The 23091-nt window shown below is 62.3% G+C and carries 19 protein-coding genes; 4 read left to right on the top strand and 15 right to left on the bottom strand.

The features are described from left to right. Positions 1-42: 42 nt before the first annotated feature. The 3 genes from HU736_RS19915 to HU736_RS19905 all read right to left on the bottom strand — a co-directional run bounded on the left by HU736_RS19915 (position 43) and on the right by HU736_RS19905 (position 2908). Positions 43-1287 carry an MFS transporter gene (locus tag HU736_RS19915; protein ID WP_103438466.1) on the bottom strand — a complete coding sequence of 415 codons (1245 nt, stop codon included), beginning with the start codon at positions 1285-1287 and terminating at the stop codon, positions 43-45. A 183-nt stretch (positions 1288-1470) separates the two neighbouring features. Next, the gene (locus HU736_RS19910; RefSeq protein ID WP_103438467.1) at positions 1471-2313 is read right to left on the bottom strand and encodes a mechanosensitive ion channel family protein; all 843 of its coding nucleotides are present in this window, start codon (positions 2311-2313) and stop codon (positions 1471-1473) included. A 109-nt stretch (positions 2314-2422) separates the two neighbouring features. Then, complete coding sequence (locus tag HU736_RS19905; protein WP_101321976.1) at positions 2423-2908, bottom strand: YajQ family cyclic di-GMP-binding protein; 486 nt, start codon at positions 2906-2908, stop codon at positions 2423-2425. Between the two features lie 103 nt (positions 2909-3011). On the opposite strand from HU736_RS19905, the gene HU736_RS19900 reads away from it, so the two are divergent. Genes HU736_RS19900 through HU736_RS19890 form a run of 3 tightly spaced genes read left to right on the top strand, consistent with a single transcriptional unit; the run spans position 3012 to position 6567 of the window. Next, positions 3012-3929, top strand: a complete 918-nt coding sequence (locus HU736_RS19900; RefSeq protein ID WP_186701091.1) for a putative 2-dehydropantoate 2-reductase — start codon at positions 3012-3014, stop codon at positions 3927-3929. A 39-nt stretch (positions 3930-3968) separates the two neighbouring features. Beyond that, entirely contained in the window at positions 3969-5999 is a 2031-nt protein-coding gene (locus HU736_RS19895) for a sensor histidine kinase (protein ID WP_103438469.1), read from the top strand. Between the two features lies 1 nt (position 6000). Next, positions 6001-6567, top strand: coding sequence for a cob(I)yrinic acid a,c-diamide adenosyltransferase (locus HU736_RS19890; RefSeq protein WP_186701090.1), 567 nt, complete (start codon positions 6001-6003; stop codon positions 6565-6567). Between the two features lie 51 nt (positions 6568-6618). Here the strand turns inward: HU736_RS19890 and HU736_RS19885 are convergent, their stop codons facing one another. From HU736_RS19885 to secA, 3 genes are all read right to left on the bottom strand, one after another. Further along, positions 6619-7563, bottom strand: coding sequence for a Nudix family hydrolase (locus tag HU736_RS19885; protein WP_103438470.1), 945 nt, complete (start codon positions 7561-7563; stop codon positions 6619-6621). Between the two features lie 65 nt (positions 7564-7628). Next, positions 7629-8846: a bifunctional glutamate N-acetyltransferase/amino-acid acetyltransferase ArgJ gene (gene argJ, locus HU736_RS19880; protein WP_101321981.1), complete on the bottom strand. Its 1218-nt coding sequence runs from the start codon at positions 8844-8846 to the stop codon at positions 7629-7631. Between the two features lie 170 nt (positions 8847-9016). After that, the gene (secA, locus tag HU736_RS19875) at positions 9017-11752 is read right to left on the bottom strand and encodes a preprotein translocase subunit SecA (RefSeq protein WP_186701089.1); all 2736 of its coding nucleotides are present in this window, start codon (positions 11750-11752) and stop codon (positions 9017-9019) included. Between the two features lie 360 nt (positions 11753-12112). Here secA and HU736_RS19870 point away from each other — a divergent pair, with 360 nt between their 5' ends. Next, the gene (locus tag HU736_RS19870; protein WP_186701088.1) at positions 12113-12574 is read left to right on the top strand and encodes a DUF721 domain-containing protein; all 462 of its coding nucleotides are present in this window, start codon (positions 12113-12115) and stop codon (positions 12572-12574) included. Positions 12575-12634: 60 nt separating this feature from the next. Here the strand turns inward: HU736_RS19870 and lpxC are convergent, their stop codons facing one another. The 9 genes from lpxC to murD all read right to left on the bottom strand — a co-directional run bounded on the left by lpxC (position 12635) and on the right by murD (position 23089). Further along, a complete protein-coding gene (lpxC, locus tag HU736_RS19865) occupies positions 12635-13546 on the bottom strand; it encodes a UDP-3-O-acyl-N-acetylglucosamine deacetylase (protein ID WP_101321984.1) in 912 nt (303 codons plus the stop codon). Between the two features lie 112 nt (positions 13547-13658). Next, entirely contained in the window at positions 13659-14855 is a 1197-nt protein-coding gene (ftsZ, locus tag HU736_RS19860; RefSeq protein ID WP_101321985.1) for a cell division protein FtsZ, read from the bottom strand. 55 nt (positions 14856-14910) lie between these two features. Continuing rightward, entirely contained in the window at positions 14911-16170 is a 1260-nt protein-coding gene (gene ftsA / locus HU736_RS19855; protein WP_186701087.1) for a cell division protein FtsA, read from the bottom strand. Positions 16171-16184: 14 nt separating this feature from the next. After that, positions 16185-17054 carry a cell division protein FtsQ/DivIB gene (locus HU736_RS19850; protein WP_101321987.1) on the bottom strand — a complete coding sequence of 290 codons (870 nt, stop codon included), beginning with the start codon at positions 17052-17054 and terminating at the stop codon, positions 16185-16187. A gap of 5 nt (positions 17055-17059) precedes the next feature. Next, positions 17060-18016, bottom strand: coding sequence for a D-alanine--D-alanine ligase (locus HU736_RS19845; protein WP_103438473.1), 957 nt, complete (start codon positions 18014-18016; stop codon positions 17060-17062). Further along, on the bottom strand, positions 18013-19467 hold the full coding sequence (gene murC / locus HU736_RS19840) for a UDP-N-acetylmuramate--L-alanine ligase (RefSeq protein ID WP_186701086.1): 1455 nt from the start codon (positions 19465-19467) through the stop codon (positions 18013-18015). Before murC ends, HU736_RS19845 begins: the two co-directional genes overlap by 4 nt. Next, positions 19460-20539: an undecaprenyldiphospho-muramoylpentapeptide beta-N-acetylglucosaminyltransferase gene (murG, locus tag HU736_RS19835; RefSeq protein WP_186701085.1), complete on the bottom strand. Its 1080-nt coding sequence runs from the start codon at positions 20537-20539 to the stop codon at positions 19460-19462. The genes murC and murG overlap by 8 nt, the downstream gene beginning before the upstream one ends. Beyond that, positions 20529-21746, bottom strand: coding sequence for a putative lipid II flippase FtsW (ftsW, locus tag HU736_RS19830; protein WP_103438475.1), 1218 nt, complete (start codon positions 21744-21746; stop codon positions 20529-20531). The genes murG and ftsW overlap by 11 nt, the downstream gene beginning before the upstream one ends. Further along, the gene (gene murD / locus HU736_RS19825) at positions 21743-23089 is read right to left on the bottom strand and encodes a UDP-N-acetylmuramoyl-L-alanine--D-glutamate ligase (protein WP_186701099.1); all 1347 of its coding nucleotides are present in this window, start codon (positions 23087-23089) and stop codon (positions 21743-21745) included. The genes ftsW and murD overlap by 4 nt, the downstream gene beginning before the upstream one ends. Positions 23090-23091 lie beyond the last annotated feature (2 nt).

Genomic DNA, 23091 nt, shown 5'->3' with positions numbered 1-23091 from the left:
CGTTGCGCCGCTGTCGCCTGCACAGGCACAGCGGCGCCCGCTTCACTGCGCGACGGTCGCGCCAGCGCCCTTGCCCCCCACGACGAACCACAGCGGCAGCAGCGCCAGCGCCCCGGCTATACCGGCGAGGACGGCGAAGTGCAGCAAGCTGGCGCCAGCACCAATCATCGCCAGCAGCGCGCCACCCAGACCCAATACGGCAATGGTGATCATGCCGAGCATGGCTGAAACCAGGCCCTTGCTCTGCTCGCTGGCGAACAAGGTCATGCGGTACAGCACGGCATTGGCCACGCCCAGCCCCAGCGCATACAGGGTCATACCCGCCACCACGCTGGTAACCGACGGCCACAGCCAGGTAGCCAGCATCATCAGGCCCAACCCCGCCAGATACGGCCAAAGTGCGCCGCGCACCAGCGCAGGCAATGGGTAGCGCTCAGCGATGCTGTTGATGATTAGGTTGCCCGCGATCAAGCCACCGAACACCGGCAGTTGCCACAAGGCATAGGCCATCTTGCTCAGGCCCTCGTCGTGAATCAGCAGTACCGGCGACAGGCCGATCCAGCCGATCAGCGGCAAGCCGACCAGGCCCAGCGCAGCGCTGCCGGCGACGAAGCGACGATTGCTCAGCAACTGGCCATAACCAGACAACAGCGGCAGCAGGTGAATCGGCGTGAACGGCAGGCGGGTACCGTCGCGGCGCTCGACGCCGAGGGTTTCCGGCATGAAGCGATACAGCAGCCCGAGGGTCAGCAGCGCACCCACGGCAAATGCCAAGAACAACCAGCGCCAGTCCAGCCACTGCAGCATCAACGTGCCTACCAGCGGCCCGAGCAAGGGCGAGAGCAAGGCGATATTGGCCAGCAAAGCCATCATGCGTACGGCATCGGCCTCGCTGAAAGCCTCGTTCAATGCTGGGTAGCTGACGGTGACGACAAAGCCCAGGCCGATTCCCTGCAACAGCCGCAGCAGGTTGAACAGGCCGATGTCATGCACCCAGAAGGTCGCCATGCAGGCCACACCAAAGATCACGCAGCCAGCGAGCAGCAAGGGCCGCCGGCCATAGCGGTCGGCCAGCGGGCCGATCAGCCATTGCAGGACCACCCCACCCAGCAGGTACAGGTTCAGCGCGTGCGGGATAAATTCCGGACTGGCGTTCATCTCGGTGACCACATCCGGCATAGCCGGCATGACCGCATCGCTGGCCAGGTAGGTGAGCAGCTCGAACAAGGCCAGGGTCAGACCAAACAGCAAGGCACGGGCCGGGGTGATATACAGCAGTGGTTTCATGGCAGACATCAATGGATACGAAAGGGGTCAGGTTATATGCCAGAAATGGCACGCCCTGGCTGTGAACAAGTGTAAGGGTGCGCCAAACAAAACGCGGGCTTGCCCGCGAATGTCCAGCGCCAGCAACATCGTTGCGGCGGGTACACCCGCGGAACAAGCCCGCGCAGTTACAGCGAACGCGGTTTACTGCGCGGCAGTCTCCTGCACCACGCGGATCACCCGTTGCGGGAACGGGATATCGATCCCTTCTGCCTTGAGCCGGTCGCGAGTGTGCTCGTTGAGCATGAACATCACGTCCCAATAGTCGGCCGTTTTCGTCCACAGACGCAGAGACACAGTGATCGAGCTGTCGCCCAGGGTCGAGATCACCGCCTGCGGCGCCGGGTCGGGCAGCACGCGCGGGTCCTTGGCCAGCTCCAGCAGCACGTTGCGCGCCTTCTGCAGGTCAGCTTCATAATCAACGCCCACATCGAACACCACCTTGCGCGTCGGCTGACGGTTGGTGTTGGTGATGATGCCATTGGACAAGCTGCCGTTGGGCATGATCACGGTCTTGTTGTCACCGGTGCGCAGCACCGTGTGGAAGATCTGGATGCTGTCGACAGTACCGCTGACGCCTTGCGCCTCGATCCAGTCGCCGATGCGGAACGGGCGGAACAGCAGGATCAGCACACCACCGGCGAAGTTGGCCAGGCTGCCCTGCAACGCCAGGCCAATGGCCAGGCCGGCAGCACCGATGGCCGCGACGAACGAGGTCGTCTCGATGCCGATCATCGAAGCGACGCTGACCAGCAGCAATATCTTCATGATGATATTGGCCAGGGTGCTGATGAAGCCCTGCAAGGCCAGGTCGGCATTGCGCAGCCCAACCAGCTTGCCCAGGCGGGCGCTGAGCTTGTTGGTAATCCACCAGCCAACCGCCAGGGTCAGCAGCGCCAGCAGCAGGCGGCTGCTGTATTGCATGATCAACGGCAGCCAGGTTTGCGATTGGCGAACCAGTTGATCGACCTCATTGGTCAAATCCATAACTTTCTCCTGATGCCAAACGGCATGTACACAGTGAAGCAGGCCGCAGACAGGCCGCGGCGAGGAGCCCCATGGACCTCAGTGTGGCAATGGGGTTCCTGCGGCCAGGTCAATCGCGGAAGTTGTTGAACTGCAGCGGCATGTCGAATTCCTTGGCGCGCAGTGCAGCGATCGCTTCTTGCAGATCGTCACGCTTCTTGCCGGTGACGCGTACCTGTTCGCCCTGGATGGCGGCCTGGACCTTGAGCTTGGCGTCTTTGATGTGGGCGACGATCTTCTTCGCCAGCTCCTTGTCGATGCCTTCGCGGAAGGTCGCTTCCTGTTTCATTTCCTTGCCCGAGGCATAGGCGTCCTTGACCTCGAGGCACTTCACTTCGATCTTACGTTTGACCAATGCGCTGCGCAGGATCTCGACCATCGCCTCGAGCTGGAACTCGGCCTCGGCGGTCATCAGCACGGTCTGGTCCTTTTCCTTGAATTCGAAGCTACCCTTACCTTTGAGGTCGTAGCGGCGGTCCAGCTCCTTGATGGCGTTGTCGACTGCGTTCTGCACTTCGTGCTTGTCCAGTTCCGATACCACGTCGAACGAAGGCATGGTTGTTCTCCAATATGAAAGCGCCGCGCTCAGCGTGAAGATGGAGCGCGCAGGGTTTGATGGTTAAAATGCGGGACACATTATAACGGGTTGCGAAACGTAGATGAGCAGCACCTGGCATATTCTCGGCGCCGGCAGCCTGGGCAGCCTCTGGGCCTGCCGGCTGGCCCGTGCGGGCAAGGCGGTCCGTTTGATCCTGCGCGACCCGCAGCGTCTGGCGGCGTACCAGGCCGTCGGCGGCCTGAGCTTGATCGAGCAAGCGCACAGCAGCTTTTTTGCCATCCCCGCCGAAGCCGATGAAGCGCACGCGCCGATTCATCGCTTGTTGGTGGCCTGTAAAGCCTACGATGCCGCCCCTGCCCTGGCCAGGCTGGCCCCTCGTCTGGCTGCGGGCGCCGAGCTGATTCTGTTGCAGAACGGCCTTGGCAGCCAGGACGAGGTGGCCGATCAGGTGCCCCATGCGCGCTGTATCTTTGCCTCCAGTACCGAAGGCGCGTTTCGTCCGGCGGACTGGCAGGTGCAGTTTGCCGGGCATGGCTTCAACTGGTTGGGCGACCCGCTCAACCCCGCCCCGGCCGAGTGGTTCAGTGACCTCGAGGAGGCCGGCATCCCCGCCCAGTGGACGGTGGATATTCTCAGCCGGCTGTGGCGCAAGCTGGCCCTGAACTGCGCGATCAACCCGCTGACCGTACTGCACGACTGCCAGAACGGTGGCCTGCTCGAGCACTTGAGTGAGGTGGATGCGCTGTGCGCCGAGCTGGCGCAACTGCTGCACTACTGCGGCCAGCCGCAAGCGGCCGAGGGCCTGAACGAAGAAGTACAGCGGGTGATTCTGGCGACTGCAGCCAATTATTCTTCCATGTATCAAGACGTGCGCCATGGCCGCCGCACCGAGCTGCATTACCTGCTCGGCTACGCCTGCCGCGCCGCCCACCGCCATGGCCTGGCCCTGGTGGAGCTGGAACACCTGCGCCAGCGATTGGTCGATAACCTGCAGGCACGCGGTCTGCCCAGTGACTGATCGCTGCCCTCTGACCCGAATACGGACACTGCCTTGCCCATGAAACTGCGCCAACGCCTGGATAACCTCCCGGTCGGGCAGAAACTGCTTGCGGCCCTGCTGGTACTGCTGATCACCATCCTGCTGGTGGCCAACCTGACCTTTATCAGCGCGGCCTACTGGATCACCCAGGAAAGCATGGCGCCACAGGCGCTGCAAACCATCGGCAGGCTTGTGGCCAACCCGCAGCTGTCGGCCCGCGCCGGTGATTCCAGCGATAACGCCAACGCCCTGCTCAAGGAACTCGACAGCTACACCCCACTGCGCGCCGCAGCGGTCTACGGCAGCGACGGGCGCATGCTCGCGCAACTGCAGCACGGCGAACCGCTGGCCTTGCCCAAGCGCTATCGCAACATCGACGGTTGGCGCCTGATGGAGTTTCGCAGCACTCAACTGATTCGCCTGCCGCGTCCGGGTAACCCGCCGGCGTTTCTCCTCCTGGTAGCCAGCAGCGAGCTGCCGACCGCGTTCTACACCGGCACGCTGACCGCCAGCCTGGCGATTCTGGTGTTCAGCATCCTGCTCTGGCTGGTGATCGCCCGGCAGATCAAACGGCTGATCACCCAGCCGATCAACCAGCTCGAAGAACTCAGCCGCCAGGTCACCCGCGAAGAGAGCTATGCCCTGCGCGCGCAGCGCGGCAACGACGATGAAATCGGCAGTCTGGCCAACGCTTTCAATACCATGCTGTCGCGCATCGAAGCCCGCGAGCAGCAACTCAAACGTACCCGTGACGAATTCCAGACGGCCTACGATCAGGCCCAGGGCCTGGCCGAAGAAACCCGCCACACCAATCGCAAACTGGAGCTGGAAGTCCAGGTGCGCAGCAAGATCGAGAAAAAACTCACCGGCTTTCAGAATTACCTCAACAGCATCATCGACTCCATGCCCTCGGCGCTGATCGCACTGGACGAACAGCTGTACGTGACCCAATGGAACCAGGAAGCCACCGCGCTCTCCGGGACGCGTCTGGATGAGGCGCTGAACCAGCCTATTTTCATCGCCTTCGAGCCGCTTAAGCCGTTTCTGCCGCAGCTCAAGGACACCGTCGAAAAACATCGGGTGGCGAAGATCGAGCGGGTCACCTGGCACAAGGACGACGACGCCCGCCACTACGCCCTGACCTTCTATCCACTGACCGGTGGTGGCGGCCGTGGCGTGGTGATCCGCATCGACGACATCACCCAGCGCATATCGCTGGAAGAGATGATGGTGCAGTCGGAAAAGATGCTCTCCGTGGGGGGCCTGGCCGCAGGCATGGCGCATGAGATCAACAACCCGCTCGGGGCGATCCTGCACAACGTGCAGAACATCCGTCGACGGCTGTCACCCGAGCTGCCACGCAATCAGGAGCAGGCAGAAGAACTGGGCATCGACCTGCCCCAGATCAGCCGTTATCTGGACAGCCGCGAAGTACCGCAGCTGCTCGACGGCATCCAGCAGGCCGGCGCCCGCGCGGCCAAGATCGTCACCCACATGCTCAGCTTCAGCCGTCTCAGCAATCGCCAGCTGGCCCCCTGCAGCCTGCCCGCGCTGATCGACCAGGCGGTGGAAATTGCCGGCAACGACTTCGATCTGGCAATTGGTTTCGACTTCAAGGGCCAGGCCATCGTCCGCCAGTTCGACCCGCAACTGGGGCCGGTGCCATGCACCGCCAACGAGCTTGAACAAGTACTGCTCAACCTGTTGAAGAACGCCGCCCAGGCGATCCACCTGCGCCCGCAACCGAGCGAGCCAGGCCGTATCATCCTGCGCACTCGGCTCAATCCGCCGTGGGCGGAAATTCAGGTCGAGGACAACGGCATCGGCATGCCCGAAGCGGTGCGCAAGCGTACCTTCGAGCCGTTCTTCACCACCAAGGAGATCGGCCAGGGCACAGGCCTGGGCCTATCGGTTTCGTATTTCATCATCACCAACAACCACAAGGGGCAGATGGAGGTGCAGTCCTCGCCCGGCCAGGGCACCTGCTTTACCCTGCGCCTGCCCCTCGGCTCGCCCGTGCCTGCTGCACCGGCCACTACGGAGACATGACATGGGCTTTCGCCTGTCGAAAATCTACACCCGCACCGGTGACAAAGGCGAAACCGGCCTTGGCGACGGCCGCCGCGTGCCCAAGGACCACCCTCGGATCGAGGCGATTGGCGAGGTCGACACCCTCAACAGCCAACTCGGTGTGCTGCTCGCGGGCCTGAGCGAGGCTGGGCTGGATGAGCTGAGCGACGTGCTGAAGCCTTGTCAGCACCGCTTGTTCGACCTCGGTGGCGAGCTGGCGATGCCAAGTTATCAGGCCTTGAACCAGGCTGAAGTCGAGCGACTGGAAGCAGCGATCGACCGCTGGAACGACGAACTTGGCCCACTGGAAAACTTTATCCTGCCCAGCGGTTCGGCACTAGTCGCGCAGGCCCACGTCTGTCGCAGCCAGGCGCGCACCGCCGAGCGCCGCTGCCAGGCGCTGAATGCGCTGGAGCCGCTGGAAGGGGTTGGCTTGGCGTATATCAATCGGGTGTCGGATTTGCTGTTTGTTGCAGCGCGTATCATTGGCCGCCGTCAGGGCGTTGCAGAAGTGCTGTGGCAGGCGGCGAAAAAGCCTGAGGCTTGATCTTGCTATCCGGCTGAACGGGGGCGCAGGCACGCCCCGATTCATGCCAGCTTAAAGCTCAGGCCAGAACGCGCGGATACCCGCCACACCTTGGGCGCCTGCCTGCCAGGCACGCTCACGGTCGGCAGCGCTGACGCCGCCCAGCAAGAACACCGGGAAGCTGACGCTGTCAATCAACGCCGCGGCCTGCTCCCAACCCAATGGCAGTGCATCGGGGTGGGTCTGAGTCGCCTGGACTGGCGACAGAGTGACGAAGTCGACCCCCATCTGCGCCGCCAGGGCCAACTCTTCGGCATTGTGGCAAGACGCTGCCAACCAACGATGCTCCGGGAACGGCCGGCCCTTGGCGGCGTACTTGCGTAATTGCGCGGCAGTCAGGTGCCAGCCGGCCGAGGGGAAGTCGCCCAACCATTCCAACGGACCTTTGAGCATCAGTTGGGCTTTGCCCGCACACAGTCCAGCCGCATCTACCGCGACATCACGGTACTTGGGGTCGTACATGTCCGGCGCGCGCAGCTGAACCAGCTTGATGCCGTTGGCCACAGCCTTCTGGATACCGCGCAACATCGGCGGCACTTCGAGGCCATCAGGGGTGATCAAGTACTGATCCGGCAAGCGTGCAGCGGCGACGATGGGCTTGTTTGCCGCAGGGAACTCGTACTGGTGCAGGTCACGCGGCGCGACCCATTCCAGCGGCTGACCTTCGGCGCCATGCGGCTCGCCGCTAAATGCATCGACCTCACGCACATCGAGCAGGATTTGCTTGTCCGGGTAGTCATGGCTGATCTTGATCAGCGGGCGTGATCCGCTGACCTCGATACCAAGCTCCTCGCGCAGCTCACGGGCCAGCGCTGCTTCGACGCTTTCACCGGCCTCGACCTTGCCCCCGGGAAACTCCCAAAGGCCGCCCTGATGCTGGCTATCGGCGCGACGGGCGATGAGGACCCGCCCGTCGCCACCGCGGATAACCGCCGCTACTACATGAATCCGCTGCACCTTGTACCCTCCGTTGCTGCGTCAGGCGCCCCGGCCAGTGGCCAGACCAGGGCGCAGGCCAATGATCATGTCCGGTATTCGGCGTTGATCTTGACGTACTCGTGGGACAGGTCGGTGGTCCAGATGGTCTCGCTGCACTGGCCGCGACCCAGCTCGATACGAATGGTGATCTCTTCTTCGGCCATGACCTTGGAGCCTTGCTCTTCGGTGTAACTTGGGCTGCGCCCGCCTTTGCTGGCGATGCACACGTCACCGAGGAAAACGTCGATCAGGCTGACGTCCAGCTCAGGCACGCCAGCCCGGCCGACGGCAGCGAGGATACGGCCCCAGTTGGGATCGGAGGCGAACAACGCGGTCTTGATCAGCGGCGAATGCGCCACGGCATAACCGACGTCGAGGCATTCCTGGTGATTGCCACCACCGTTGACCTGCACGGTAACGAACTTGGTCGCGCCTTCGCCGTCACGCACGATCGCCTGGGCTACTTCCATGCACACTTCGAACACTGCTTGCTTCAAGGCGTCGAACAGCTCGCCCTTGGCTTCGGTCACTTCAGCGACCTTGGCCTGGCCGGTGGCAATCAGCATGCAGCAGTCGTTGGTCGAGGTGTCGCCATCGATGGTGATGCGGTTGAACGACTTGTTGGCGCCGTCGAGGATCAGATCCTTGAGCACCGCCGGAGCGACCTTGGCGTCGGTAGCGATGTAGCCAAGCATGGTCGCCATGTTCGGGCGAATCATGCCGGCGCCTTTGCTGATGCCGGTGACGGTGATGGTCTGGCCATCGAACTGGAACTGACGGCTGGCACCCTTGGGCAGGGTGTCGGTGGTCATGATGCCGGTAGCGGCTTCAGCCCAGTGATTTTCCGAAAGGTTGTCCAGTGCAGCCTGCAGCGCGGCCTCGATCTTCTCGACCGGCAGCGGCTCACCGATCACACCGGTGGAGAACGGCAGCACCGCCTGGGCGTCAACGCCGGTCAGCTCGGCCAGTTTGGCACAGGTGCGCTCAGCGGCGGCCAGGCCTGGTGCGCCGGTACCGGCGTTGGCATTGCCGGTATTGGTCAGCAGGTAACGCACGGTGCCCTGCACGCGTTGCTTGGCGAGGATCACCGGCGCCGCGCAGAACGCGTTGAGGGTGAACACGCCAGCCACGCTGGAGCCTTCGGCGCAGCGCATTACCACGACGTCCTTGCGCCCAGGGCGCTTGATGCCCGCCGAAGCGATGCCAAGTTCAAAACCGGGAACCGGGTGCAGGGTGGGCAAAGGACCAAGACCAACAGCCATTAGAGCGCTCCTAGATAAAAACAGATAGGTTCCATGAAACAAAGCCGCCCCAACTGACACCTTTACGGTGCCTGTAGGAGCGGCCTTGTGTCGCGATGGGCTGCAAAGCAGCCCAAAAATCTCAAGCCAGCAGCGGCCTTAGATCACTCGCATCACTCGCATCACTCGCATCACTCAATGGTGCCGTGGCAATGCTTGAACTTCTTGCCCGAACCACACCAGCATGGCTCATTACGACCCAGCTTCTGGTCATTGCGAACCGGCGCGGCGGCAACGGCGACTTCAACGCCCTCTTCGCTCAGTTGCTCGCTTTCCAGGCCTGGTGCCGGAGCATGTTCAAACTGCATACGCTGGGCCAGCTCTTCGGCGTCGCGACGCAGGCGGGCTTCTTCTTCGATCGGGTCTTCGCGGCGAACCTGTACGTGCGACAGCACACGGATGGCATCGCGTTTGATCGAATCGAGCAGTTCCTGGAACAGCGTGAACGACTCGCGCTTGTACTCCTGCTTGGGGTTCTTCTGCGCATAACCACGCAGGTGAATACCGTGACGCAGGTGATCCATGGTCGACAGGTGGTCTTTCCACAGGTCATCCAGCACGCGCAGCAGGATCTGCTTCTCGAAGGTGCGCAGAGCCTCTTCGCCGGCCTGATCTTCTTTCTCGGTGTATGCGCTGGTGATCTCGCTCAGGAGCTTCTCACGCAGGGTTTCTTCGTATAGGTGGTCGTCTTCATCCAGCCATTGCTGGATCGGCAGCTTGATCGCGAAATCGCTGGCCAGCGCCGCTTCGAGACCGGCCACATCCCACTGCTCAGGCAGCGATTGCGGCGGAATGTGCTGGCTGATGGTGGTATCGAGGACTTCCTTACGGAACTCTTCGATGGTGCCGCCCAGGTCCTGCGCAGCCAGCAGGCTGTTACGCATGTGGTAGATCACCTTGCGCTGCTCGTTGGCCACGTCATCGTATTCGAGCAGTTGCTTACGAATATCGAAGTTGCGCCCTTCGACCTTGCGCTGAGCTTTTTCGATGGCGTTGGTCACCATGCGGTGCTCGATGGCTTCACCGGACTGCATGCCCAGGGCCTTCATGAAGTTCTTCACCCGGTCAGAGGCAAAGATGCGCATCAGGCTGTCTTCCAGCGACAGGTAGAAGCGGCTCGAACCCGGGTCACCCTGACGACCGGAACGGCCACGCAGCTGGTTGTCGATGCGGCGCGACTCGTGGCGCTCGGAGGCGATCACGTGCAGGCCGCCGGCCTCGATCACTTGCTGATGACGCTTCTGCCAGTCGGCCTTGATGTGCGCAATCTGCTCGGCGGTCGGGTTTTCGAGTGCCGCGACTTCCGACTCCCAGTTGCCGCCCAAAAGGATGTCGGTACCACGGCCGGCCATGTTGGTGGCGATGGTCAAGGCGCCTGGCGCGCCGGCCTGGGCAATGATCTCGGCTTCTTTTTCGTGGTACTTGGCGTTGAGCACCTTGTGCTCGATGCCTTCCTTGTTGAGCAAGGCCGACATGTGCTCGGAGGTCTCGATGGTCGCCGTACCGACCAATACTGGACGCCCGCTGGACATGCTTTCCTTGATGTCGGCAATGATCGCCAGGTACTTCTCTTCGGCGGTCAGGTACACCAGGTCGTTGAAGTCTTTACGCGCCAACGGCTTGTTCGGCGGAATGACCATCACGTTGAGGTTGTAGATCTGAGCGAATTCGAACGCTTCGGTGTCTGCAGTACCGGTCATGCCGGACAGCTTGTTGTACAGACGGAAGTAGTTCTGGAAGGTGGTCGAAGCCAGGGTCTGGCTTTCGGCCTGGATGTTCAGGTTTTCCTTCGCTTCGATGGCCTGGTGCAGGCCCTCGGAGAGACGACGACCCGGCATGGTCCGACCGGTGTGCTCGTCGATCAGCAGCACCTGACCGTCCTGGACGATGTACTCGACGTTGCGGTGGAACAGCTTGTGCGCGCGCAGGCCGGCATAGACGTGGGTCAGCAGGCCCAGGTTGTGCGCCGAATAGAGGCTCTCGCCTTCAGCCAGCAAGCCGGCCTGGGTGAGCATCTCTTCGATGTACTGGTGGCCGGCTTCGTTGAGCTCGACCTGACGGCTCTTCTCATCGATCGAGAAGTGGCCTTCCTGGGTGACCTGGCCTTCGACTTCTTCGATGTGCTGGGTCAGCTGCGGGATCAGGCGGTTGATTTCGATATACAGCTTGGAGCTGTCTTCAGCCTGGCCGGAGATGATCAGCGGGGTCCGCGCTTCGTCGATCAGGATCGAGTCGACTTCATCGATCACGGCGAAGTTCAGCTCACGCTGGAACTTCTCTTCGACGCTGAAGGCCATGTTGTCGCGCAGGTAATCGAAACCGAATTCGTTGTTGGTGCCGTAGGTGATGTCGGCAGCATAGGCGGCGCGCTTGTCTTCCGGCGGCTGAAAGGCCGAGACGATGCCAACCGACAGGCCAAGGAATTCGTACAACGGGCGCATCCAGTTGGCGTCGCGGCGGGCCAGATAGTCGTTAACCGTGACCACGTGCACGCCTTTGCCGGACAATGCGTTGAGGTACACCGCCAAGGTACCGACCAAGGTCTTGCCTTCACCGGTACGCATCTCTGCGATCATGCCTTCATGCAATGTCATGCCGCCGATCAGCTGCACGTCGAAGTGGCGCATACCCATCACACGCTTGCCGGCCTCGCGGGCTACAGCAAAGGCTTCCGGCAGCAGTTGGTCGAGGGTTTCGCCTTTGGCCAGACGCTCTTTGAACTCGGCGGTCTTGCCGCGCAATTGCTCATCGGAGAGGGCCAACATTTTCTCTTCGAAGGCATTGACGGTGGTCACCGTCTTGAGCAGGCGTTTGATCTCGCGCTCGTTCTTGCTTCCAAAAAGTTTCTTTAACAAAGGCGCAAACATATCGGCAGGATCTTCCACACTTAGGGATGGAGGGCGGCCCCATGAGTCGCCCGAGCAGCCCTTGGGCCGCATGCGAACGAGCATTCTACCCGGAAACGATGGTGAGGAAAGTGGTCGATTGCCACGATGCTGGCACAGCGCTAGGGTGGGGACGGTTCTTAGATGAGGGTGATTATTACAAGTTCAAGGTTTGCTGAAGATGAAAGCTGCCGAGAATCGCTATTATCCTGCACAACATGCCTGGCCCCGGCAATTGCTTGCTGATCCAGGGCAACTGCATCACCTGTCCCCACCGGCAATCACTCAGCGCTGCGCACGCAGATGCTAAGATGGCCATTCTGTAACTTCCTGCGTACCGTCATGGCTTACAAACCCTCGCCCGCCCGGCTGCCGGCCGCGCTCCTGCGTGAAGTCCGACCGCTACGGCTGCTGCTCAATCAGGCTGAACGCCTGGTGCATCTGCAGCGTTTGCTCGAAAGTCAGCTGCAACCGGCGGCCCGTGAGCACTGCCACGTGGCCTCCTGGCGCGACGGTGTGTTGCTGCTGGTGGTCACCGATGGCCACTGGGCCACGCGCCTGCGCTATCAGCAAAAACGCCTGCAACGGCAACTGATCGAACTTGAAGTATTCGCCAACCTGCGGCGGATCCTGTTCAAGGTGCAGCCGCCAGTGATCCCGGCCAAACGCGGCGGGCACCCGACCCAGCTCTCCGGCGATGCCGCGCAGAGCCTGCGCGAAACCGCCGCAGGCATTGACGACCCCAAGCTCAAAGCGGCTCTGGAGCGCCTGGCATGCCACGCCCAGAACAAGCATCAGCGCTGAGTTCTGCCCAATAAAAAGGCCACCCGAAGGTGGCCTCAATGAACTAGAGAGTGTTCGAACTTACACAGCCGCAACAGGGCGCATGTAGGAGATCGGTGCCGTACTGGCATCTTCGAAGGTGACCACTTCCCAGGCATCTTTTTCTGCAATCAGCTTGCGCAGCAGCTGGTTGTTCAGCGCGTGCCCGGACTTGTAGCCCTTGAACTCGCCGATCAGGCTGTTGCCGAGCAGATACAGATCGCCGATGGCATCGAGAATCTTGTGCTTGACGAACTCGTCTTCGGAGCGAAGGCCGTCTTCGTTGAGCACGCCGGTCTCATCGACAACGATGGCGTTATCGACGCTGCCACCCAGTGCCAGATTCTGCTCGCGCAGATACTCGATGTCGCGCATGAACCCGAAGGTCCGTGCACGGCTGACTTCTTTCACGAACGAGGTGCTGGAGAAGTCGACGCTGGCACTTTGGGTCTGGTCCTTGAGGACCGGGTGATCGAAGTCGATCTCGAAGCTCACCTTGAACCCTTCGAAAGGCAGGAAGGTTGCGCGCTTGTCGCCATCCTCCACTGACACTTCACGCAGGATGCGGATGAACTTCTTGGCTGCGTCCTGCTCTTCCAGGCCGGCAGACTGAATCAGGAATACAAAGGGACCGGCGCTGCCATCCATGATCGGCACTTCCGAGGCGGAGAGCTCGACGTAGGCGTTATCGATGCCCAGACCCGCCATGGCGGAGAGCAAGTGCTCGACCGTATCGACCTTGACGTCACCGTTGACCAACGTCGTCGACATGGTTGTCTCGCCAACGTTGGCCGCACGAGCCGGAATCTCGACCACAGGATCGAGGTCGGCGCGGCGGAAGACGATGCCGGTATCCACAGGCGCAGGCTTGAGGGTCAGGTAGACCTTCTCACCGGAGTGCAGACCGACACCTGTGGCACGGATAATGTTCTTCAGGGTGCGTTGTTTAATCATGGCATTGGCCGCTTCAGCGCAAATTGCGAATTGGTATCAACAAAGGCTGAGGATGATAACAGACCCGTCCTTTGCTGAATACCAATCACCTTTATAGCCCTGATAAATTCCATCAATCAGCCTGACGACGCAGGAAGGCTGGGATGTCCAGGTAATCCAAGTCATCTTGCGGGTTGAGTTTAGCGGCTGCAGCGGCACCTGCATGGGCCTGGTTACGCATCACGGTTGGACGCTCCAGGTCACGGTAGTTGACCGCTGGCTGCTCCTGGCGAGCTGGAGCCGGGTTCGACGCCTCGTAGGCCGCTTGAGCGGTCTGCAAAGTATTGTCGACAACCTTGACCGGCTTCTCGATGCGTGCGCCCAGGCCAGTGGCCACAACGGTTACGTGCAGCTCGTCGCGCATGTCCGGGTCGATCACGGTACCGACCTTGACCATCGCGTGGTCGGAGGCGAAGGCTTCGATGATGCTACCGACGTCGGAGTACTCGCCCAGCGACAGGTCAGGACCTGCGGTGATGTTCACCAGGATACCGCGGGCACCCTGCAGGTTGACGTCTTCGAGCAGCGGGTTGCGAATGGCCGCTTCGGTGGCCTCGCGCGCACGATTCGGACCGCTGGCGCAGCCAGTGCCCATCATCGCCATGCCCATCTCGCCCATCACGGTGCGCACGTCGGCAAAGTCGACGTTGATCATGCCGGGACGCTTGATGATGTCGGAGATACCGCGCACGGCACCGGCCAGCACATCGTCAGCCTTGGCAAAGGCCGACAGCAGGCTGGCGTCCTTGCCGAGAATGGTCAGCAGCTTCTCGTTGGGGATGGTGATCAGCGAGTCGACGCTTTCAGCCAGCATGCGGATGCCTTCATCGGCGATCTGCATACGCTTGCGGCCTTCGAACGGGAACGGACGGGTCACCACCGCAACGGTGAGGATGCCCATTTCCTTGGCCACTTCGGCGATGATGGGCGCTGCACCGGTACCGGTACCGCCACCCATGCCAGTGGTGATGAAGACCATGTTGGTGCCCTGCAGCACCTCGGCAATACGCTCACGGTCTTCCAGCGCGGCCTGACGACCGACTTCCGGATTGGCACCGGCACCAAGGCCCTTGGTAACACCAGTACCCAGTTGCAGAATGGTCCGTGCGCCAATGCTTTTCAGCGCCTGGGCATCAGTGTTGGCGCAGATGAACTCGACGCCTTCAATGCTGCTTTTGACCATGTGATTGACGGCGTTGCCACCACCACCACCGACGCCGATCACCTTGATGACCGGGCTTTGCGGGACGTTGTCTACGAGCTCGAACATTTTCCCTCTCCTTACAGTTCTCTAGTTGTTTCGCCTACCACTACTGCTTTGAAACTTAGAAGTTGCCCTGGACCCAGCGCTTGAGACGCTCAAGCACTGGAGCCTTCGGTTCCTCGCCATAGCTGTTGCTGCTGTTGCCATTGCCGGTCAGGGTCAGGTCCTCGGACTGCTTGAGCAGACCGTAGGTGAGCAGGCCCACACCGGTGGAGTAAATCGGGTTGCGTACCACGTCGCTGAGGCCACGCACGCTGTGCGGGACGCCGAGGCGTACGGGCATGTGGAAAATCTCTTCGGCCAGCTCCACAGCGCCTTCCATCTTCGCCGTGCCGCCGGTGAGGACGATGCCGGCTGGGACCAGGTCTTCGTAGCCGCTGCGACGCAGCTCAGCCTGAATCAGGGTGAACAGCTCGTCGTAGCGCGGCTCGACCACCTCGGCCAGGGCCTGACGCGACAGTTCGCGCGGCGGCCGGTCGCCAACGCTTGGCACCTTGATGGTTTCGCCGGCTCCGGCCAGCTTGGCCAGGGCGCAGGCGTAGCGAATCTTGATTTCTTCGGCGTACTGAGTCGGTGTACGCAGGGCCATGGCGATGTCGTTGGTGACCTGGTCGCCGGCAATCGGGATCACTGCGGTGTGGCGGATCGCGCCTTCGGTGAAGATGGCGATATCGGTGGTACCACCGCCGATGTCGACCAGGCACACGCCGAGCTCTTTCTCGTCATCGGTCAGCACCGAGTAGGCCGAGGCCAGTTGCTCGAGGATGATGTCGTCGATTTCCAGGCCGCAGCGGCGTACGCACTTCTCGATGTTCTGCGCCGCGTTGACCGCGCAGGTCACCACGTGCACCTTGGCTTCCAGACGCACGCCCGACATACCCAGCGGCTCGCGAACGCCCTCCTGGTTGTCGATCACGTAGTCCTGCGGCAGGGTGTGCAGCACGCGCTGGTCAGCCGGAATCGCCACAGCCTGGGCAGCGTCGAGCACGCGCTCGAGGTCAGCCGTGCTGACTTCGCGGTCGCGAATAGCGACGATGCCGTGCGAGTTGAGGCTGCGGATGTGATTGCCGGCCACTCCGACAAAAGCCGAGTGAATGCGGCAGCCCGCCATCAACTGGGCTTCTTCGACGGCGCGCTGGATCGACTGCACGGTCGACTCGATGTTCACCACCACGCCCTTCTTCAGGCCGCGGGAGGGATGAGTGCCGATCCCGACAATCTCCAGGGTGCCGTCTTCGCCGACTTCACCGACCAGCGCCACCACCTTGGAAGTGCCAATGTCCAGCCCGACGATCATTTTGCCGCTATGCGCGTTTGCCATGGTCCTGCCTCTCTCTAATTCTTCGCAACGGCGGGTTGGGCCGTCGTCGGTGCAATCGGTTCCCGCCAGCCAACAGCCAGGCCGTTGGCGTAGCGCAGATCAATGCGGGCGATATTGGTGATCTGCTCTTTGAGTGTCTTGTCGTATATGGCAATGAAACGGCGCATCTTTTCGACCAGGTGGTCGCGCCCGAGCAACAGTTCGATTCCTGGGCCGGCACTGCCGGCACCGGTGGTCAGGAACCAGCTGCCGCGTTCACGCAGCTCCAGCCGCGCAATCGAGAAGCCCATCGGCCGCAGCATCTGGCTCAACACCTGATACTGCTGCATGACTTGTTGCTGAGCGCGCTGCGGGCCGAACAGCTGCGGCAGGTGCTCGTAGTTGGCCAGCTCGCGCGGGGTGAACGCTTCGCCCTGGTTGTTGAGCAACGCCTGATCCCCCCAGCGCGCCACGGGCAGTTGTTCTTCCAGGCGAATGACCACTTCGTCCGGCCAGACCCGGCGCACTTCGGCGTGGGCAATCCACGGCATCTGTTCAAGCTCGGCACGCATCGCGCCCAAGTCGACACTGAAGAAGCTGGCCGCTACAAACGGTGCGATACGTTGCTGCACCGCCTGCTGGCTGATGTAGCTGAGGTCACCCTGCACGGCGATCTTGGTGATCGGCCGGTCAGCGTAAGGCATCAACCGCACAGCGCCTTCGTAGGCAGCAAAGCCCGCAGCCACCAGCAGCACCGGCCACAGCAAGCGCTTGAGCACGCTGAAGTTGGCCTTGGGCAGGCGCGCAGACATCGGCTCCTGGGCCACCATTCGGCTGGCACCGCGCGGCACCGGCTTGTTACGGCCGGGTGCAGGAGGCTGCTGACGAAGCATCGCGCCTTGCATGCTGATTAACCTCGCGTCTCGACGCTGGCAGCCAGGATCGCCAGCACCAACTGCTGGAAGTCCAGGCCGGCCGCGCGGGCCGCCATTGGCACCAGGCTATGATCAGTCATGCCTGGCGCGGTGTTTACTTCGAGCAGCCAGAAGCGGCCCTGCTCGTCCTGCATTACATCCAACCGGCCCCAGCCTTCGATGCCGATGGCATCACAGGCGCGCGCGGTCAGATCGATCAGTTCTTGTTCCTTGACACTGTCCAGCCCGCACGGAATGCGGTACTGGGTGTCATTGGCGATGTATTTGGCGTCGTAGTCGTAGAACACATGCGGCGTACCGAGGGCGATCGGCGGCAGCACCTGGCCACGCAATACGGCGATAGTGAACTCCGGGCCGTGGATCCATTGCTCGACCAGGACTTGCGAATCGTACTTGGCGGCGTCTTGCCAGGCGGCGACCAGCTCTTGCGTGCTGTTCACCTTGGCCATGCCGATACTGGAGCCTTCATGGGCCGGTTTGACGATCAATGGGAAGCCCAGTTCCGTACCGGCTGCAATACAGTCCTGTTCGCTGGCCAATACCGCGTGACGCGGGGTTGGAATACCCAGGCTTTGCCACACCTGCTTGGTGCGCAATTTGTCCATGGCCAGCGCCGAAGCGAGGATGCCGCTACCGGTGTAGGGGATGCCGAGGCACTCGAGCAGGCCCTGCATGCTGCCGTCTTCACCGCCACGGCCGTGCAGGATGATGAAGGCGCGATCGATCTTCTCGCGCTGCAGACGCTCGAGCAGATCATCACCGACATCGATGGCCACGACGTCGACACCGGCGCTTTGCAGCGCGCCGATTACCGCCTCACCAGACTTGAGCGAGACTTCGCGCTCGGCGCTTTTGCCACCGTACAGCACCGCTACGCGGCCAAACGCGGTGACGTCGAGCGTCGAGTGCAGTTGGGCGTAAGTGGCGGTCATTGCGGCTTCTCCTGTTTGGCGACGGCACCGGCAAACAGCGGGCTCTTCATCAGTTGTGGGGCGAGGCCACCAATGTCACCCGCGCCCTGGCACAGCAGGATGTCGCCGGCACGCAGCAGGGGCTTGACCAACGGCGCCAGCTCGACGCCGCGCTCGATGTAGATCGGGTCGAGCTGACCACGCTGGCGGATGCTGTGGCACAGCTGACGGCTGTCGGCGCCCGGGATCGGCTCCTCACCGGCTGGGTAGACTTCCATCAACAGCAGCACGTTGGCGTCGGCCAGGACCTGAACGAAGTCGTCATACAGGTCACGGGTGCGGCTATAGCGGTGCGGCTGATAGACCATCACCAGGCGCCGGCTCGGCCAGCCGCCGCGCACGGCCTTGATCACGGCAGCCACTTCGGTTGGGTGGTGACCGTAGTCATCCACCAGCATCACTTCACCGCCTTCGACCGGCAGTTCGCCATACACCTGGAAGCGTCGACCGACACCCTGGAAGCCCGACAGTCCCTGAACGATGGCGGCATCGCTGATGCCTTCGTCAGTGGCGATGGCGATGGTCGCCAGCGCGTTGAGGACGTTGTGGTTGCCAGGCATGTTGACCGACACATCGAGCGGCTCGCAGTCGCGACGCAGCACGGTGAAGTGGGTCTGCATGCCCTGCTGGCGCACATTGATGGCGCGGATGTCCGCCTCATCGCTGAAGCCGTAGGTCACGGTCGGACGCTTCACCAGCGGCAGGATCTCGCGCACCACCGGGTCATCCAGGCACATCACTGCCAGCCCGTAGAACGGCAGGTTGTGCAGAAACTCGACAAAGGTCTTCTTCAGTTTGTTGAAGTCGCCTTCATAGGTGGCCATGTGGTCGGCATCGATATTGGTGACCACGGCAACCATCGGTTGCAGGTGCAGGAAGCTGGCATCGCTTTCATCTGCTTCGGCAATCAGGTAACGGCTGGCGCCGAGCTGGGCATTAGTGCCCGCTGCGGTCAGACGACCACCGATGACGAAGGTCGGATCCAGCCCACCGGCGGCGAACACCGAGGCCAGCAAGCTGGTGGTGGTGGTCTTGCCATGGGTACCGGCCACGGCAATGCCATGGCGATAGCGCATCAGCTCGGAGAGCATCTCCGCACGCGGTACTACCGGGATGCGACGCTCCAGCGCAGTGGCGACTTCCGGGTTGGCCGGGTTGATCGCACTGGACACCACCAGCACATCGGCATTGGCGGCGTTCTCGGCACGGTGGCCGACAAAGATCTGTGCGCCGAACGACTGCAGGCGTTGGGTGACCGGCGACTCTTTGAGGTCGGAGCCAGATACTTCATAGCCCAGGTTGAGCAGGACTTCGGCAATGCCGCACATGCCCACACCGCCGATACCGACGAAGTGGATACGGCGAATACGGCCCATCTTTGGTTGCGGCATGGCTTTTTGCGCTTCAACCATGGGCCACCTCCAGGCAGATATCGACTACGGTGCTGGTTGCAGCAGGCTTGGCCAGGCGCCGTGCGGTGCCGGCCATGGTGTTGAGTTTCTCGGGTTGCATCAGCACCTCGTTCAGGCGGTCAGCGAGTTGCGCTGCGCCAGTTGTCGCTTGTGGCAGCAGGAAGGCAGCGCCTTCCCGGGCCAGATAATGGGCATTGTGGGTCTGGTGGTCGTCGATGGCGTGCGGCAATGGCACCAGCATCGAAGGCAGGCCTGCCGCCGCGAGCTCGCTGACGGTCAGGGCGCCGGCGCGACACACGACCAGATCGGCCCAGCCGTAGACATGGGCCATGTCCTTGATGAACGGCTCGACCTGCGCCTCGACGCCCGCCTCGCGATAACGCTCGGCGGTGATCGGCGCGTGTTGCTTGCCAGCCTGGTGGAACACCTCCGGACGCAGCTCAGGGGCTACTTCCGACAGGGCCTTAGGCAGCAATTTGTTCAATGGTTCCGCACCCAGGCTACCGCCCAGCACCAACAGCCGTGCCCGGCGCTCGCCGAGTGGGGCGCGCTGGGCCTCGAGGAACAGCTCCGGACGTACCGGATTACCTGTGGTACGGCGCTTGTCGCTGGCGGCGAAGGTGTCCGGGAAGGCTTCGCAGACCCGCGCAGCCAGTGGTACCAACAGACGGTTGGCAGTGCCGGCGCGGGCATTCTGCTCGTGAATCACCAGCGGCACGCCGCACAGCTTGGCAGCGACGCCGCCGGGGCCGGTGACATAGCCGCCAAAGCCGATCACGCACACTGGCTTGAGCTGGGCGATGATCTTGCGCGCCTGCATCACCGCCTTGATCAGGGTGAACGGCGCCTTGAGCAGCGACAACTTGCTCTTGCCACGCAGGCCGCTGACCTGAATCAGGTGCAGCGGCAGACCCGCTTGTGGCACCAGCTCGTTTTCGATGCCGCGCGGGGTACCCAGCCAGTGCACGCTATAGCCGCGCGCCTGGAATTCGCGGGCACAGGCCAGCGCAGGGAACACGTGGCCACCGGTGCCGCCGGCCATGATCAGTACGTTTTTACCGTCAGCGGCCATGATTGCTGGTCTCCTCGGCAAAATCGCTTTCATTGAATTCATGCTCTTCGCTGCCCAGGTGGGTACGACTCTCCCACTCGATGCGCAGTAACAAGCCGACGCAGGCGCAACAGATCACCAGCGAGCTGCCGCCGTAACTGAGAAACGGCAGGGTCAGGCCCTTGGTCGGCAGCAGGCCGACGTTCACGCCGATGTTGATCAGGAACTGACCAATCCACAGGAATGCCAGGCCGAACGCCATATACGCCGCGAAGTACTGCTTGGCCTTCTCGGCCCACAGGCCGATGTACAAGGCACGCACGGTGACGAACACGAACAGCGCGACGGTGCACAGGGTGCCGACCACGCCGAGCTCTTCGGCCAGTACCGAGAACACAAAGTCGGTATGCGCTTCGGGCAGGTAGAACTGCTTCTGTACGCTGTTGCCCAGGCCAACCCCCAACCACTCACCGCGACCAAAGGCGATCAACGCCTGGGTCAACTGGTAGCCGGAACCGAACTGATCGGACCACGGGTCGGTAAAGGTGATGAGCCGCGCCATCCGATATGGCTGGGCCTGCACCAGGACGAACACGGCCACCACCGCCAGCACCACCATCAGCGAGAAGCGGAACAACCCCACCCCGCCGAGGAACAGCATCGCGGCAGCCGCGCCCATCATCACTACAGTGGCGCCGAAGTCCGGCTCCATCAGCAGCAGCCCGGCCATCGGCAACAGCACGATGAACGGCTTGAAGAAGCCCATCCAGCTTTCACGCACTTCTTGCTGACGGCGTACCAGGTAGCCAGCCAGATAGATCACCACGAAGACCTTGGCGATCTCCGACGGCTGCACGTTGAAGAAGCTGAAACCAATCCAGCGCATCGAACCGTTCACCTCACGGCCAATACCGGGTACCAGTACCAACACCAGCAAGCCAAAGGCGCCGATCAGCATCATGAAACCCATGCGCTGCCAGGTGGCGATCGGCACCAGCAGGGTCACGCCGCCGGCGGCCAGACCGATGGCCACGTACACCAAGTGGCGGTACATGTGGTAGAGCGGGTTGCCCGACTGGGCCGCAGCCACTTCCGACGAGGCCGAGGTGATCATCACCAGGCCCAGGCCGAGCAATGCCAGGCAGCCGGCAAGGAAAGCGAAATCGAGATCGATGCCACGGCCACTGATCAGTGGCGACGGATACGGTTTGAGGATGCCGAAAATCATGCCAGGCCCTCCACCGCTTGCGCGAACAGCTGCCCGCGCTGCTCGAAGTTCTTGAACATGTCGAGGCTGGCACAGGCTGGCGAGAGCAGCACGGCATCGCCGGGCTGCGCCAGCGCAGCGCACTGCAGCACAGCTTCATCAAGCGTGTTGACGTAAATCTGCGGCACTTGCTCGGCCAAGGCCTGACCCAGACGCTGAGCGTCACGGCCCAGTAACACTACTGCGCGGCAGTAGCGTACAACGGGTTCGCGCAAGGCGGCAAAGTCAGCGCCTTTACCGTCGCCGCCGGCGATCAGCACCAGCTTGCCGTCGATGTCGGCGCCCAGCCCTTCGATGGCGGCAAGGGCCGCCCCGACGTTGGTCGCCTTGGAGTCATCGTACCAGCTGACAGCGTTGTGCTCGCGAACCCACTGGCAGCGGTGCGCCAGGCCGGCGAATTCGCGCAGCGCTGCAAGCATCGGCTCGAACGGCAGGCCCGCGGCATGCCCCAGGGCCAATGCGGCCAGAGCATTGCTCTGGTTATGCGCGCCACGGATCTTCAGCTCGCGCACCGGCAGCAGGTTCTGGAATTCGAAGGCCAGGTATTTTTCGCCATCGACTTCGCGCAGGCCAAAAGCCTTGAAGTCCGGCGTATTCAAACCAAAGCTGAAGCATGGCCGGCCTTCAACCGGCAGTGGCCGGCTCAGCGCGTCCTGACGGTTGACCACAACCTGATGGGCACCGCGGAAGATCCGGTGCTTGGCCAGGTGATAGGCCGGCAGGCCGCTGTAGCGGTCCATGTGGTCTTCGCTGATATTGAGCACGGTGGCCACTTCGGCGTTGAGCTGGTCAGTGGTTTCCAGCTGGAAGCTGGACAGCTCCATTACGTACAGCTCGATGCTGTCGTCGAGCAGGTCCAGCGCCGGCGTACCGAGATTGCCGCCAACCGCCACACGTTTGCCGGCCTTGGCCGCCATCTCGCCCACCAGCGTTGTCACCGTGCTTTTCGCATTGGAGCCGCTGATCGCGATGATCGGCGCCTTGGCGTTACGGGCAAACAGCTCGATATCACCAGACAACTTTACTCCGCGCGCGGCAGCAGCCTGCAAAGCAGGCGTCGCCAGTGCCAGGCCCGGGCTGACGTACAGCTCGTTGGCGCGGCAGAGGAAGTCGACATCCAGTTCACCACAGCGTACTTCCACCTGCGGGTAGTCCCGGCGCAAGGTGTCCAGTTCCGGCGGTTGCTCGCGCGTGTCGGCGACCGCAAAGGCAATGCCCCGGCTCGCCAGGAAGCGAACCAGGGACATGCCGCTCTTGCCGAGGCCGACAACGATGCGGAATTGGTCGGAAGCGATCAATGACACGC

This window comes from Pseudomonas shirazensis, assembly GCF_014268785.2.
Lineage (GTDB): Bacteria > Pseudomonadota > Gammaproteobacteria > Pseudomonadales > Pseudomonadaceae > Aquipseudomonas > Aquipseudomonas shirazensis.
Note: the sequence above shows the minus strand (reverse complement) of the source record. Positions and strands in the feature narration are given on the sequence as shown.